Origin of the sequence: Xanthomarina spongicola (assembly GCF_003148645.1) — a bacterium.
GTDB lineage: Bacteria > Bacteroidota > Bacteroidia > Flavobacteriales > Flavobacteriaceae > Xanthomarina > Xanthomarina spongicola.
Map to the genome: position 1 here is coordinate 138,941 of NZ_QGGP01000002.1, position 16,610 is coordinate 155,550.

At 32.7% G+C, this 16,610-nt stretch carries 10 protein-coding genes; 8 read left to right on the forward strand and 2 right to left on the reverse strand.

Going from position 1 to position 16,610, the window contains the following annotated elements; all coding sequences use genetic code 11:
* Window positions 1-16: 16 nt before the first annotated feature.
* Window positions 17-667 (forward strand): rhomboid family intramembrane serine protease, encoded by a 651-nt coding sequence (locus LX78_RS04630; protein WP_109681483.1) that lies wholly within the window; start codon window positions 17-19, stop codon window positions 665-667.
* Window positions 668-719: 52 nt separating this feature from the next.
* Here the strand turns inward: LX78_RS04630 and LX78_RS04635 are convergent, their stop codons facing one another.
* The gene (locus tag LX78_RS04635) at window positions 720-1,847 is read right to left on the reverse strand and encodes a TlpA disulfide reductase family protein (protein WP_109681484.1); all 1,128 of its coding nucleotides are present in this window, start codon (window positions 1,845-1,847) and stop codon (window positions 720-722) included.
* Between the two features lie 117 nt (window positions 1,848-1,964).
* On the opposite strand from LX78_RS04635, the gene mnmE reads away from it, so the two are divergent.
* From mnmE to LX78_RS04670, 7 genes are all read left to right on the forward strand, one after another.
* The gene (mnmE, locus tag LX78_RS04640; protein WP_109681485.1) at window positions 1,965-3,353 is read left to right on the forward strand and encodes a tRNA uridine-5-carboxymethylaminomethyl(34) synthesis GTPase MnmE; all 1,389 of its coding nucleotides are present in this window, start codon (window positions 1,965-1,967) and stop codon (window positions 3,351-3,353) included.
* 68 nt (window positions 3,354-3,421) lie between these two features.
* Window positions 3,422-3,835: an HYC_CC_PP family protein gene (locus LX78_RS04645; RefSeq protein ID WP_109681486.1), complete on the forward strand. Its 414-nt coding sequence runs from the start codon at window positions 3,422-3,424 to the stop codon at window positions 3,833-3,835.
* Window positions 3,836-3,944: 109 nt separating this feature from the next.
* A complete protein-coding gene (locus LX78_RS04650) occupies window positions 3,945-7,652 on the forward strand; it encodes an efflux RND transporter permease subunit (protein WP_109681487.1) in 3,708 nt (1,235 codons plus the stop codon).
* Window positions 7,649-8,878: a TolC family protein gene (locus LX78_RS04655; protein WP_109681488.1), complete on the forward strand. Its 1,230-nt coding sequence runs from the start codon at window positions 7,649-7,651 to the stop codon at window positions 8,876-8,878. Before LX78_RS04650 ends, LX78_RS04655 begins: the two co-directional genes overlap by 4 nt.
* Before the next feature lie 3 nt (window positions 8,879-8,881).
* Window positions 8,882-11,383, forward strand: coding sequence for a heavy metal translocating P-type ATPase (locus LX78_RS04660; RefSeq protein WP_109681489.1), 2,502 nt, complete (start codon window positions 8,882-8,884; stop codon window positions 11,381-11,383).
* Between the two features lie 4 nt (window positions 11,384-11,387).
* Window positions 11,388-13,160 carry an efflux RND transporter periplasmic adaptor subunit gene (locus LX78_RS04665; protein ID WP_109681902.1) on the forward strand — a complete coding sequence of 591 codons (1,773 nt, stop codon included), beginning with the start codon at window positions 11,388-11,390 and terminating at the stop codon, window positions 13,158-13,160.
* A gap of 33 nt (window positions 13,161-13,193) precedes the next feature.
* Window positions 13,194-13,634 (forward strand): heavy-metal-associated domain-containing protein, encoded by a 441-nt coding sequence (locus LX78_RS04670; protein WP_109681490.1) that lies wholly within the window; start codon window positions 13,194-13,196, stop codon window positions 13,632-13,634.
* 193 nt (window positions 13,635-13,827) lie between these two features.
* Here the strand turns inward: LX78_RS04670 and LX78_RS04675 are convergent, their stop codons facing one another.
* Window positions 13,828-16,422: a T9SS type A sorting domain-containing protein gene (locus tag LX78_RS04675; RefSeq protein ID WP_109681491.1), complete on the reverse strand. Its 2,595-nt coding sequence runs from the start codon at window positions 16,420-16,422 to the stop codon at window positions 13,828-13,830.
* Window positions 16,423-16,610 lie beyond the last annotated feature (188 nt).

Genomic DNA, 16,610 nt, shown 5'->3' on the forward strand with positions numbered 1-16,610 from the left:
ATAACGATTAGAATAAATGGGCAATTTAAGTGTGGTGTTATTAGTGATTATTGCAGCAAATGCAATTATTTCTTTTAAGGGGTTTAACGATTTTAGTTTTTTTGAAAAATATAAATTTAATGTAGGAGCAATTGTAAGAGGAGAACAATTTAGAATGTTCAGTTCTGGTTTTTTGCATGTAGACATGACACATTTATTTTTTAACATGTTTACACTTTATATTTTTGCAGATATTGTCTTAAGCTACTTAGGTACATTGTATTTTTTAATTGTGTATTTTGGTAGTTTGTTGTTAGGCAGTTTATTGTCTTTCTATTTTCATAAAAACGAATACCATTATAGTGCTGTTGGAGCAAGTGGAGCAGTTATGGGAATTGTTTATTCTGCAATTCTATTAAGACCTGATATGAGCCTGTATTTGTTTTTTATACCAATTCCAATTCCAGCTTATATTTTCGGCATAGGCTATTTGTTATATTCTATATATGGCATGAAAAATCAATTGGGAAATATTGGTCATGATGCTCATTTTGGAGGCGCTATTGGAGGTTATGTTATTACCTTAATTCTAGCTTCTTGGCTATTTAAAGAACATTTGTTAATGATTATATTATTAGCTATTCCAATAGTTTTATTATTTGTACTAAAGAAAATAGGAAAGATCTAAAATAAAAAAAAAGCCTTTCATATTTGAAAGACTTTTTTGTCGATATTTTTTGTTAATTTAATAATTCAGCAATTTTAGCATCAAGAGCTTCACCTCTTAAATTTTTTGCAATAATATTTCCTTCGCTATCTAGAATAAAGGTTGCTGGAATAGCTTGAATATTATATTGTTTTGCTATAGGATCGTTAAAGAAACTTAAATTAGAAACTTGATGCCAAGTTAGATTATCTTTTTCTATTGCTTCAATCCATGCTGCTTTAGCATCTTCTTGTTTTGGAGAACCATCTAATGAAACACCAATTATTTCTAGGCCTTTATCATGATATTTTTCAAAGACTTTAACCACATTCGGATTTTCTCTCCTGCATGGACCACACCAAGCAGCCCAGAAATCTATAATAGTTACTTTTCCTTTAATATCGTATAATGAAACAGGCTCACCCTTAGGGTTTGGGGCTGTGAAATTTGGAGCTAAATTACCAACTTCAGTTGATGAAACAGCCAACAATTCTTTTATGCTTTCTCCAAATCTACTTGATAGAACTTTTTCGGAAAAAGTATTAAATATTTCTTCAGTATTTTTAGCAGTAATTTGTTTAGAGCGTAACATGTTTTCTAATATAGCTGCACTTGTAATTAAATTGGTGTTAGATTTAATTAGCTCAATGAATTTTTTGTTTGATGCTTCTAACATGTTATCGAATGCAGATCTAATTTCAGTCATTTTTAAAGAGTCATTGGACTCTTTAGCAACTCTATATTGTTGTCCTAATTGTGCATTCTTCATTCTTAAAACTTCAGAATCATCATAATAAATCTTTAAAAGATCGTTTTCTTTACTGCCTTTTACTACGGATTTAAGCAAACTATCTTTGTAAAAAGTGATTGTCATTTTTTCATTCTCTATAATAATTGGCATATTTCCAGCAACACCATCAATAGTAATGTAGTAGATGTCTGGTTTATCAACAGTACCTTTTAAAGTTATTTCACCTTTTTGGATAGATGTAGAGTCTATAATATTATCTTTATTATCATCAAACTTCATTAATTTTACGTTTCTATTATCTAATGATTCGTCTATAGTACCATTAATAATATAACCATTAATTGGTTGGTCTTTATTACAAGAAACAATTGTTAACGATAAAAATAAAAATGCAATAATTTGTTTTAACATGATTAAAAGGGTTTAATATTTTTTGGCAAATATAATAGTTCTAAAAAATTAAATCTGTTAAGAATAGCTTAATAAAATTGGTATTATTTTGTAGTTTCATTTTACTACTTTTGTGTTATGAATCAAACAGACACCATTATAGCATTAGCAACACCTTCTGGAGCAGGAGCCATTGCTGTGATACGTTTATCTGGTATGGATGCTATTTCAATTGCATCCAAATTATTTAAATCGATTCACAATAAAGATTTATCAGAGCAAGTAACCCATAGCATTCATTTGGGACATATTGTTGATGGTAATAGAACTATTGATGAGGTGTTGGTGTCATTGTTTAAAAATCCACAATCTTATACAGGAGAAGATGTTGTAGAAATAAGTTGTCATGGTTCTGTATATATCCAGCAAGAAATTTTACAATTGTTTTTAAGAAATGGCTGTAGAATGGCTCAAGCAGGAGAGTTTACGCTTCGAGCATTTTTAAATGGGAAGTTGGATTTAAGCCAAGCAGAAGCAGTAGCCGATTTAATTTCAAGTGATAACGAAGCTTCGCATAAAATTGCCATGCAACAGATGCGTGGTGGCTTTTCTAGTGAAATTGCTAAGCTACGTGAAGAACTTTTAAACTTTGCATCTTTAATAGAATTAGAATTAGATTTTGCTGAAGAAGATGTTGAATTTGCAGATAGGTCCCAATTTAAAGAATTAGTAGAACGAATAACCTTTGTTTTAAAACGCTTAATAGATTCGTTTGCAGTTGGCAATGTTATTAAAAATGGCATTCCAGTAGCTATTGTTGGAGAACCTAATGTTGGTAAATCGACTTTATTGAATGCTTTGTTAAATGAAGAACGTGCTATAGTTTCTGAAATTGCAGGAACAACAAGAGATACTATTGAAGACGAAATTTCTATAGGTGGTATTGGTTTTCGATTTATAGATACTGCAGGAATACGTGAAACAGAAGATGTTGTTGAAAGTATTGGAATTAAAAAAACCTTTGAGAAAATAGAACAAGCCCAAGTGGTGATTTATTTGTTTGATGCTGAACAGTTTAAAATGCAAAGCTCAAAATTTAAAGTGGAGTTGGAGAAAATAAAAAATAAATATCCACTTAAACCTTTGATAGTTATTGCAAATAAAATTGATAAGGTAGACGATATTCAAATAGCAAATATGCAGACTGAAATTCCAGAAATTCAATTATTATCTGCAAAAACAGGTTTTGGTGTTGAGCAATTAACAAAAACGCTTTTAAATTTAATTAATACTGGAGCTCTTAGAAATAATGAGACTATTGTTACTAATACCAGACATTACGATGCACTTCTAAAAGCATTAGAAGAAATCCAGAAAGTAAAACATGGACTTGATTCTGGAATAACTGGAGATTTATTGGCCATCGATATTCGGGAAGCGCTTTATCAATTTGGATTGATAACTGGTAATGTTACTAACGATGAACTTTTAGGAAATATTTTTGCTAATTTTTGTATCGGGAAGTAACTTACTTATTTTAAACTTCTGTTAAACAAAAATTTCAGTTGTTATAATTTTGTATATTTGATATTCGTATGAAACAAGTATTCTATAAAATACTATCCTTTACCATGGCTTTTGTAGTGTTAGTCTCTACGACGTCATTTACTGTTAATATGCATTATTGTGGAGGTACTTTAGTAGAAACTGCTATTTTCAATAAAGCAAAAGGTTGTGGAATGGAAATGGAAAAACCGTCTACTGATGGTTGTTCAATTACAAAGAATAATTGTTGTGATGATAAACAATTAGGGGTAGATGGTCAAGATGAATTGCAATTATCAATTGACAAAATTTCTATTGAACAACAGGTATTTATAACTTCATTTGTTTACTCTTATATCAACCTTTTTGAAGGTTTAAACAACAATGTATCTTCGTATGATGATTACGAACCACCACTCGTCATAAGGCAAATCTTCAAGATTGACGAGACCTATTTAATTTGATTTTTAAACAATAGACTATGCTATCCTATAACTGTTATGTTATAAGGATACTTTGCTGTATTCGGTGTTTTCTTAACACCTAATTTCTAACTGTTTAATAATCAGAACCATGCTAAATAAAAGCATAAAATTCTTAATAGAAAATAAATTAGTTGCAGTTCTGCTTCTCGTTCTTTTCGTAGGATGGGGAACCGTAAATGCTCCTTTCAATTGGGATACTGGTTTCTTGCCAAGTGATCCAGTAGCTGTTGATGCTATTCCAGATATTGGAGAAAACCAACAAATAGTTTTTACTAAATGGGATGGTCGTTCGCCACAAGATATAGAAGACCAAATTACCTATCCATTAACCACATCCTTGTTAGGCATTCCTGGAGTAAAAACCATTCGTAGTTCATCTATGTTTGGCTTTTCAAGTATTTATATCATTTTTGAAGAAGACATAGAATTTTACTGGAGTAGAAGCCGTATTCTCGAAAAACTCAATTCCTTACCAAGTGGTTTATTACCTGAAGATGTAAATCCGGCTTTAGGACCAGATGCCACAGGATTAGGACAAATATTTTGGTACACGCTTGAAGGGCGTGATGAAAACGGAAATGTTACTGGTGGTTGGGATTTGCATGAATTACGAAGCATTCAAGACTACTATGTAAAGTATGCTTTATCCTCTGCAAGTGGTGTTTCTGAAGTAGCTTCTATTGGTGGTTATGTTAAAGAATACCAAGTAGATGTTAATCCAGAGTTGATGCGCCAATATAATATTGGATTGCAAGAGGTTGTTAAGGCAGTTAAGGAAAGTAATAAAGACATTGGTGCGCAAACTTTAGAAATTAACAAGGCTGAATATTTAGTTCGTGGTTTAGGATATATAAAGTCCATTTCAGACATTGAAAATGCAGTCGTTACTTCCGAAGATTATACTGCAATACGAATTAAAGATATTGGAAAAGTATCATTAGGTCCAGCAACAAGACGTGGTTTATTAGATAAGGAAGGTGCAGAAGTTGTTGGTGCTGTTGTAGTGGCACGTTATGGTGCAAACCCAATGGAAGTTATCAATAATGTAAAAGAGAAAATTAACGAATTAAGTGCAGGATTACCTTCAAAAGTATTAGCAGATGGTAGAACATCTCAAGTAACCATAGTACCATTTTACGATAGAACCGTATTAATTCAAGAAACATTAGGCACGCTTAACGAAGCATTAACTTTAGAAATTCTAATAACCATTTTGGTTATTATCATTATGGTGTTTAATCTTCGAGCATCGGTACTTATATCTGGTTTATTACCTGTTGCGGTTTTAATGGTTTTCATAGCAATGAAGTTCTTTGGTGTAGATGCAAACATTGTTGCTCTATCTGGTATTGCTATTGCTATTGGTACAATGGTCGATGTTGGTGTCATTCTTTCAGAAAATATTATAAGGCATTTGGATGAAGAAGATGGAACACAATCCATTAATACAGTAGTTTATAATGCCACAGCAGAAGTATCTGGTGCGATCGTTACAGCAGTAATGACAACAATAATTAGTTTCATTCCTGTATTTACTATGATTGGTGCAGAAGGAAAATTATTTAGGCCATTAGCTTTTACAAAAACCTTCGCATTAACTGCATCAATTATTGTCGCTTTATTTTTAATTCCACCGTTTGCTGCTTATTTATTCAGAAAAAAAAGTATCAAAAAGAGTTTAAGTTACCTTATAAATGCAGCTTTAATAGTAGCTGGAATAATAGGTCTTATTTACGGCTATTGGTTAGGAATTATTTTGATAAGTTTCGGATTTTCTGGTGTGTTAAAACTTCAAGAATTAGTTGAGGGAAAGCGAGCAAATGTTATGAATATTATAATTTCAGCTACAGCTATTGTATTTCTATTAGCTGAATATTGGAGACCATTAGGCGTTGATAAAAGCATCTTCTGGAATCTCATTTTTGTAAGCGTAATTTGCTTTGGTTTATTAGGTGTTTTCTCGTTATTCATTAAGTATTATACAAGAATTTTAAGATGGTGTTTAGATAATAAATTATTGTTTTTATCTGTTCCAACAGTTATTGTAATTGCAGGGTTTTTCATTATGAACAATACTGGTAAAGAGTTTATGCCATCGTTAAATGAAGGCTCATTTCTGCTAATGCCAACTTCAATGCCTCATTCTGGCGTTGAAGAAAACAAACGGGTTTTACAGCAATTGGTTATGGCTGTCGCCAGTATTCCAGAAATTGAAACGGTAGTTGGCAAAGCAGGTAGAACAGAATCAGCTTTAGACCCAGCACCATTATCCATGTATGAGAATATCATTCAGTACAAACCAGAATATATGCTAAATGGGAATGGTGAAAGACAACGCTATAAAGTCAATGAGGACGGTTTATTTGAGTTAAAGGATGGACGATTAATTACAAATTCAAATAATTCGGATAATGTCACATTGAGCGCAGTCGAAAGGTCTAAATTGATTGAAGATAACAATGGTGAATTCTACCGTAACTGGCGACCAGAAATTGAATCACCAGACGATATTTGGAATGAAATTGTAAGAGTCACCAAATTGCCAGGTGTTACGTCAGCACCAAAGCTACAACCCATTGAAACCAGATTGGTAATGCTTCAAACAGGAATGCGAGCACCTATGGGAATTAAAGTAAAAGGCCAAGACTTAAAGCAAATTGAAGCGTTTGGAGTGCAATTAGAAAACATTATCAAGGAAGCTGAAGGAGTTAAAAAAGAAGCTGTTTTTGCAGACCGAATTGTAGGTAAACCCTATCTGTTAATTGATATTAATAGAGAGAAAATTGCACGTTATGGCATTTCAATAAAAGATGTTCAAGATGTATTGAAAGTCGCAGTTGGAGGTATGATAATAACACAAACGGTTGAAGGTCGTGAGCGATATGGTGTTCGTGTGCGATATCCAAGAGAATTAAGAGCAAACCCAACAGACTTACAACAAATTTATGTGCCAGTTGAAAAAGGTAATCCTGTTCCATTAAGCGAATTGGCAACCATTCGTTACGAACAAGGTCCACAAGTTATTAAAAGTGAAGATACCTTTTTAGTTGGTTATGTGTTGTTTGATAAATTAGATGGTTTTGCAGAAGTAAGCGTGGTTGAAAATGCACAAGCACTCATTCAAGAAAAGATAGATTCTGGTGAATTAATAGTTCCAAAAGGAATCAACTATGCATTCACAGGAACGTATGAAAATCAATTACGAGCAGAAAAAACTTTATCGGTTGTTGTGCCATTAGCTTTGGCAATTATCTTTTTAATACTGTATTTTCAATTCCGTTCTGTGGCAACTTCATTAATGGTGTTTACAGGTATTGCAGTAGCTTTTGCAGGTGGATTTATAATGATATGGCTCTATGGTCAAGATTGGTTTTTAAACTTCAACTTCTTTGGGGAAAATCTACGAGACTTATTTCAGGTGCATCCCATCAATTTAAGTGTAGCTGTGTGGGTTGGGTTTATTGCACTATTCGGTATTGCAACAGATGATGGCGTGGTGATGGCCACCTATTTAACACAAACTTTTGGTAGAAACACACCAGAGAATAGGAAAGATGTTAGAGCATCCATAGTGGAAGCAGGAGAAAAACGAATCAGACCTTGTTTAATGACAACAGCTACTACAATTTTGGCTTTATTACCAATTTTAACGTCAACAGGACGCGGAAGTGATATTATGATTCCAATGGCCATACCAAGTTTTGGTGGAATGCTTATAGCCTTAATAACCTTATTCGTGGTGCCAGTTTTATATAGCTGGAGAGCTGAAGTTCAACTTAAAAGAACAGTAAAATGAAAAACTTAAAAGCATATATAAAACCAATTTTGATTCTTGGTTCATTCCTCTTTGCTCTTTCCGTTCAAAGTCAAGAATTAGAAACACTCATAAATGAAGCTTTAGAGAACAATCCCGAAATTCAAAAATTTGATTTCCAGTATAAAATTGCTTCCGAAAAAGTAAACGAAGTCAACAGCTTGCCAAATACCGAATTTAATCTAGGAGTTATGGCGATAGCACCAGAAATGGAAATGCCAATGGAGCGATTTAGAGTTTCTGTGATGCAAATGTTACCGTGGTTTGGTACTATTACTGCTCGAGAAAACTATGCCACTTCCATCGCAGATGCTCAATATATAGAGATAACTATCGCAAAACGTAAATTGATAGCTTCGGTATCACAATCCTATTATAATTTATACGCAAACAATGCAAAACAAAAGGTGCTGACAGAAAACATTAAACTACTGGAAACCTATGAGACATTAGCACTAACCTCTGTTGAGGTTGGTAAAGCATCTGCTGTAGATGTGTTGCGATTACAAATGCGTCAAAATGAAATGCAACAATTAAAAGATGTTTTAAGTCAACAGTTTTTAGCAGAACAAACTAATTTGAATAATCTTTTAAATAGGGAAAACGACGCTGCTGTTACTGTGTTAGATAGTTTAATAATGCCTTCTGAAGATTTTGAAATCACTTCTGAAAATTTAGCTTTGAATCCTGAATTGTTGAAGTATGATAAACTCTATCAATCTATAGAACAGTCCGAATTGCTCAATCAAAAAGAAAGTGCGCCAATGATAGGTATTGGAGTAGAATATATCAATCAAGATAATAGTCCTATGATTACCAGTTCATATAAAGATATGTTAATGCCAATGCTATCAGTTTCTATACCAATTTTCAATAAAAAGTACAGCTCTCAAACCAAGCAAAATGAGTTAGAACAACAAGAAATAAAAGTTCAAAAACAAGAACGATTAAACACTTTGGAAACGCTTTTAAGTAAAGCGATTAATGAACGTGTTTCAGCAAGAATAAGCTATGATACGCAAACCAAGAACTTAAAACAAGCCAAAGATGCAGAGGACATCTTAATCAAAAGCTACGAAACAGGAACGATTGATTTTAATGATGTTTTAGATATTCAAGAACTACAACTAAAGTTTCAAATGAACCAAATAGAGTCTATTAAGGGCTACTATGTGCAAAGCACTATAATTAATTATTTAATTCAGTAAACAATGAAACACACATATCACATACACGGAATGACCTGCAACGGTTGTCGTAGTCACGTTGAAGAAATACTTTCTAAAGTGGAAGGAGTTTCAAATACTTTTGTTGATTTAGAAAACGCAGAAGCCACAATCGAAATGGAATCGCATATTCCTATAGAAACATTTCAAGAAGCCTTAAAAAATGATGGTGGAAGATACAGTATTCATAAACAAGGTGAACATCATCACCATGTAGAAGATAAAAAGGAAAAACAACCAAACGCTAAAGGCACAGGTACATTTTATTGTCCTATGCATTGCGAAGGAGAAAAAACTTATGATAAAGCAGGAGATTGTCCTGTTTGCGGTATGGATTTGGTTGAAGAACAAAATCTTTCAACAGTTTCAGCAGAACAATGGACGTGTCCAATGCACCCAGAAGTTGTAAAAGATGAAGCAGGTTCGTGTCCTATTTGCGGTATGGATTTAGTACCAATGCAGCCAGATATTTCAGCAGAAGAAAAGACCTATAAAAAATTATTGAAGAAGTTTTGGATAGCATCTGTTTTCACTTTACCAATTTTTATAATCGCAATGAGCGAGATGCTAATCAACAATCCATTATTTGAGATAATGCATCAAAAAAACTGGAATTGGATTCAGTTTGTATTATCTATTCCTGTGGTGTTTTATGCCACTTGGATGTTTTTTGAGCGTGCTTACAGAAGTATTAAAACTTGGAATTTAAATATGTTCACGCTTATTGGTATTGGCGCAGGTGTGGCTTGGTTATTTAGTGTATTTGGAATGTTTTTTCCAGATATTTTTCCAGAACAATTTTTATCCGAGTCTGGTGCTGTGCACGTTTATTTTGAAGCAGCAACGGTTATCCTAACCTTGGTGCTTTTAGGACAGTTGTTAGAAGCGCGTGCCCATAGTAAAACCAATTCGGCTGTAAAAGAATTGTTAAAATTAGCACCAAACAAGGCTGTTAAAATTGTAGATGGCGAAGATGTTGAGGTTAGTATCGATAAGATAGTTTTAGGTGATATTCTAAAAGTAAAACCAGGCGATAAAATTCCTGTGGATGGTGTAATAATTGATGGCGAAACAACCATTGACGAGTCTATGATTACTGGCGAACCAATTCCTATAAATAAATCAGTAGATGATAAAGTAAGCAGTGGTACTATAAATGGAAATCAAGTTTTCCTTATGAAAGCTGAAAAAGTAGGAAGTGACACTTTACTCTCACAAATCATACATATGGTTAATGATGCCAGTAGAAGTCGCGCACCTATTCAAAATTTAGCAGATAAAGTTTCAGGTTATTTTGTGCCAGTTGTAGTTCTAGTTTCTATTATCACATTTATTGTATGGTCTATTTGGGGACCAGAACCAGTTTATGTGTATGCGTTTGTCAATGCAATAGCAGTACTAATCATTGCTTGTCCTTGTGCATTAGGTTTAGCAACACCAATGTCTGTTATGGTTGGTGTTGGTAAAGGTGCTCAAAATGGCGTTCTGATAAAAAATGCTGAAGCCCTGGAAAAAATGGACAAAGTAGATACCTTAATTGTGGATAAAACAGGAACCATTACCGAAGGCAAACCCACTGTTGAGAAAATTGGTGCTTTTGGAGCTAGTTTTTCCGAAGAAGAAGTCCTTCAATATATTGTGTCTTTAAATAGCAATTCGGAGCATCCATTAGCCGAAGCAACCGTTAAATACGGAAAAGAACAGAAAGTAGAAGTTTTAAAATCTGAAGGATTTAGCGCTGTTACAGGCAAAGGTGTTGAAGGTAATATAAATGGTAAATCTGTAGCATTAGGGAATCCTAAAATGATGGATTATGCAAAAGCAGAAATTGCTTCAGAAATGGAAGAAGAAGCAAAAAGCTATCAAAAACAGGGTAAAACGGTTTCTTATTTAGCAATAGACCATCAAGTTGTTGGATATGTCGTAATAGGTGATAAAATCAAAACAACAAGTGCTAAAGCGATTAAAGCACTTCAAGATAAAGGTATAGCTGTTATCATGTTAACAGGTGACAACCATAATACAGCACAAGCAGTTGCTAAGGAATTAAATCTTACCAATTTTGAAGCCAGCATGTTGCCAGAAGACAAGTTAAAAGAAGTAGAAAAACTGCAAAAGCAAGGAAAGGTTGTGGCTATGGCTGGAGATGGTATTAACGATGCACCAGCATTAGCAAAAAGTGATGTAGGTATTGCAATGGGTACAGGGACAGATGTAGCAATAGAAAGTTCAATGATTACCTTAGTAAAAGGCGATTTACACGGCATTGTAAAAGCCAGAAATTTAAGCGATTCCGTAATGAAGAATATTAAGCAGAATTTATTTTTTGCACTTATTTATAACACATTAGGAGTACCTATTGCAGCAGGCGTATTATTCCCACACTTTGGTATTTTATTGTCGCCAATGATAGCAGCGTTAGCAATGAGTTTTAGCTCTGTTTCTGTAATAGCAAACGCTTTGCGATTGAGAAATGTTAAAATATAACACTATGAAAAAATATATAATTTACTTCGGAATATTGGTTGTTGGTTTATTGTTAGGTTGGTTGCTTTTTGGTGGTCCATCAAAAAAAGAAACAGAACATAATCACAATGAAGTTTCAGAAACTAATCAAATGTGGACGTGTTCAATGCATCCACAAATTATGCAACCAGAACCTGGTGATTGTCCTATTTGTGGAATGGATTTAATTCCTGCCGAAAGTGGAAGTGATGGCTTATTGGCAGACCAATTCAAGTTAACCGAAAATGCAATGGCATTGGCTAATATTCAAACGACTGTTGTTGGCAAGGGAAGTGTTGATGGAAACACCATTAAACTATCTGGTAAAATTGCTGAAAATGAAGAAGCTAATGCTGTACAAGTAAGTTATTTTTCGGGAAGAATAGAACGTTTGAATATTAGTTTTACAGGCGAAGAAGTTCGTAAAGGTCAACTTTTGGCAACCATTTATTCGCCAGAATTGTATGCAGCACAACAAGAATTGATTACAGCAGCATCTTTAAAAGAATCGCAACCGGCTTTATATCTGGCAGTCCGAAACAAACTGAAGTTGTGGAAGCTTTCTGAAAGTCAAATCAATCAGATTGTAGAAACAGGAAAAGTAAAAGAAAACTTTCCAGTCTATGCAACCGTTTCAGGAACAGTTACCGAAAAATTAGTAGAACAAGGCGATTACATTAAACAAGGTCAACCATTGCTTAAAATTGCAAACCTCAATACGGTTTGGGCAAATTTTGATGTCTATGAAAATCAAATCGATTTATTTAAAAAAGGACAAGAAGTTTTAGTAACAACAATTGCTTATGTTAATAGGAAGTTTAAAGGGAAAGTAGATTTCATTGACCCAATTTTAAATGCCAAAACAAGAACAGTAACCTTACGAGTCGTGCTCAATAACAAAGAAGATATATTTAAACCAGGAATGTTTGTAACCGCAAATATTCAACAAGATTCAAGTAGTAATGATAAGGTGTTAACAATTCCAGCATCTGCTATACTTTGGACAGGAGAAAGTTCTGTGGTGTATTTAAAAACCAGTCTAGACCAACCCATTTTTGAAATGCGAGAAATTGTTTTAGGCAATAAAATTGGTAATGAATATGAAGTTTTAGAAGGCTTATTTGTTGGCAATGAAATAGTAACTAACGGAACGTTTACTGTAGATGCAGCAGCACAATTACAAGGTAAAAAATCAATGATGAATAAAGATGGTGGCAAAGTAATGACTGGCCACGAGGGACATTTAGGAATGGATAATAAGGCATCAAAAAAAGAAAGTGACCATACTAATATGAACCAAAGATTGACAGTTTCAGAGAAATTCCAAGAACAATTAAAAGTTGTTTACAATAATTATATCAATTTAAAAAATGCTTTAGTAAAAGAAGATTCAAAAATTACTTCAGTTAATGCAACAAGTTTATTAGACAATTTAGGTAAAGTTGATATGAAATTATTATCAGACAATAATGCTCACGCACATTGGATGTCATTAGTAAAAGAAATACAATCTTCTGCAACATCCATTTCAAAAACGTCAGATATAAAAGAACAAAGAGACCACTTCAAACATCTATCATCACACTTAATAAATGCTGTGCAACTGTTTGGTGTCAATGAAAAAGTGTATGTGGAGTTTTGTCCTATGGCAGATAACAACAATGGTGCATATTGGTTGAGTAAAGAAGAAAAAGTAATCAATCCATATTTTGGTGAAGCAATGCTAACCTGTGGTGAAGTAAAACAAGTATTAGAATAATAAATCAATTAATAACAATTAAATTTTAAAACAATGAAGAAAGTAATTTTAAGTGTAGCTGTAATAGCAGCTATGGGATTAACAAGCTGTAATAGCCAAACAAAAAAAGAAGTAAATACTTCAACTACTGAAGTGTCTCAAGAATTGGCAATGGCAAACACCACATTTGGTGTAAGGGGTAATTGTGGTATGTGCAAAAAGACCATTGAAAAAGCAGCTAATAGTGTTGATGGAGTATCAAATGCTAGTTGGGATGTAGATAAGAAGAAAATTGATGTGTCTTTTGATGATTCAAAAACGGATGCTATGACAATTCATAATGCGATAGCAGCATCAGGTTATGACACTGAAATGGTTGCAGGTGATTTAGATGCTTATGATGGTTTGCCAGGATGTTGTAAATACGACCATGAAATGGCTATGAATCAAACAGGTGATAAGAAAGATGATGATGATTCTAATCAGGATCATTAAATCTTAAAAAAAAGAGTTCTTAAATAGGACTCTTTTTTTTATTTAACGCTCAATTTTAGTAGATGCTAATTTCCGTGTAATTACCTAAAGTTTTTGTACCTCATTTCTTATGAAGTACCATAAATAAAGAAAAAACAAATTCTGTATTGGGAAATAATATTTTAATATTACTTTAATTTGAATCTTAATTGCACTATTCTTTAATAAACTTCCTTATAGTTTTTTTAGTACCTGTCTGAATTTGAATTATATAAATTCCTGTTGTCAAATCTGAAACAGAAACTTCATTATTTGTATTATTAGGTCTTAATTCTTTAATTAGCATTCCTAATGCGTTATAGATTTGAATTTTTTCAATAATCTGTTCTGTTTTAATAATCAAATCATCAGCTGTAGGATTCGGGTAAATTGCAAAATCATCCTTTACAAAACTAACTACACTTAAATTTTCGATTACTTCGGTATGATAATCATTAGTTTCAATAGGGAAATTAAAATCGAAATAAATTTCTGCATTATTTGTAAAAATATCACCTTCACTCAAAGTTGGCAGAGTCCTAATTTTATATAACACAAACCCATCATTCGTTGCATCATCAAAAGGGAGATTTACCCCTTCAAAAACAAACTCAATTTGATTGTCTATTATTTTAGTAACAAAATCATGGCTGCCATTTAAAACTTGTAAACTGGACATATTAAATTTTTGAGTGTCGATAATATTTTTCACAACAATATTTTCAGCAGGAAAGGTTCCAGTGTTTTCAAATCGAATACGATAATGTACATATTCACCAACGTCCTCTAGAAGAATACTATCACCTTCCAAACATTGAATGTCATTAGGGTCAAAAGAGCCTACTACAGTTTGGTTTAAAATAAAAATATTATCATCTGGATTGGCATCTCCTACAACGGGGTTTACAGTAGCTGTATAAGTTAAAATATCGTCAATATTTACTGGAAAATCAGGATCAGTTGGTGGATTTACATTAAATGTCACATTCACTGAAAGTGATTGAAAAGGAGCTAAATCGATAAAATTCCAAGTAAAACTACTTGCATCAGACGTGTCAAAGGGTATATCAGAATCTACATAAGTAACAATACTTTCTTGATAAGCTAAATTTAGATCACCACTTAATACCTGATTTCCAACATTATTTATTAGTAGGTTGTAGTCTGCATCAAATCCAGGTCTTGCTGGCGTTAAAGGGGTTAAGATTACTTGTAAATCATTTACAACAGAATTAGCTGTAAAACAAATATCTTGCATAAATATATCTTGTCCATTTGGAAAACTAATATCAAAACTTGTTGGAACTACATCAAATAATGCAGGATTTGGTGCAATTGGAGTAATAGTGTAATCGCCAGCTTGAACTGGAATATAATAATACCCTGAACTATTAGCAAAACCAGATTCAGTGGTGGTGCCATCGTTAATTGTATAATTCATAAAAGGAACAATTGGATCTGTATTTGTGCATCCATCATTATTAAAATCAAATCTACTTTGCCCTTCAATTTCATATATACTCCCTCCTGGTACAAAAGAGCAATAGGTATTTACATTAACATTACTATAGCCATTATTGATTAACCATATTTGTACATCGCTTAATTGTTCGGCGTCAGTACAAATGTATTCTAAGTTTGGAAGATTGTTAATGTTGATGTTAAAAAGCGACTCCAAACTTCCATTTTTCATAAAAACTGATTCTAAATTTGGATTATCATTAAAAGAACCCCAATTTAAATTAATACAATTATTTAAATCTATTTCTGTTAGAAGATTATTTGATAATTGAATTTGAACAATTTCATTTTCTTCAGCTAAGATTAATGTATCTAATAAGTTGTTATTGACTTGTACTATGGTTGTATTTGGCACTTGAGATAAATCTAGTGTTGTTAAGAGGTTATCTTCCATTACCAAAGTGAAAAAGAATGGGCAATTTTGTATGTCGAAATTATTAATCATATTTCCTGTAGCACTAATGGACTGTAGTACTGGTAAATCATGGACTGTTAATGAAGTGATTTGATTGAACGCAATATTTAAATTGCCTAAACTTACAGCACCTGTCACGTCTATAGAGTTTATGTTATTTTGCTCTGCAAACATAGTTGATAAACTAGAAAGACCACTTAAGTCTAAACTTGTTATTGCACTGTATTGACAATTTAAATCTTCGAGTGCTATACAGCCACTTACATTTAAACTCGTCATGAGGTCGTTACTACTACAGGATAAATCTGTAAGGTTGGTTAAATTGCTTACATCTAAGCTTGTCAAATTATCACAGTAACTAATGTCTAAAAGGTCTAATGCACTTAAACTACTAACGTCAATCGAAGTAAATGGATTGCCAAAAGCCCAGAAAATTTGCAGATTTGATAAACCCGTGAGGTTTACAGTATTTAAATTATTGTTGCTAAAATTAAGGTATTCTAAATTTGTAAATGCTGTGCCATCAAAAGTGGTTAGGTAGTTTAAATTAACCTCTAAACGTGTCAGGTTAATAAAATTTTCCAATCCAGTTAGGTCGGTAATATTACTCGAACTTATATCTAGCTCATAAATAACTTGTGCTTCAGAAACGTCTATTTCATTGTCAGTATTTGTATCAATAGCCACTGAATTTCCATTACTGTCTAGAGCAACATAAGTAGTAGGACTAGCAGTTAAAAGTTTATTTTTTAGCTCTAAGTCTGTAAAAGTAATTATTTGAGATTGAATGAAAAATGGAAGAAATAAAAGTAAAATAACGTATAACTTTTTCATAATTCTGGATTAATTAAGTTGGACTTTGTTTAAGCTTGTAGGAATTTGTTAAAAAAACAAGTTTAGGGTAGACTTAAATATAGTGATTTGCAAAATATTACACAATTAACTATTCTTTTTCTTTATATATATTAAACAACTAAAAGCTAAGAAATCCTGAAAAAAAGTTAAATAATTTAAAAAGCTAG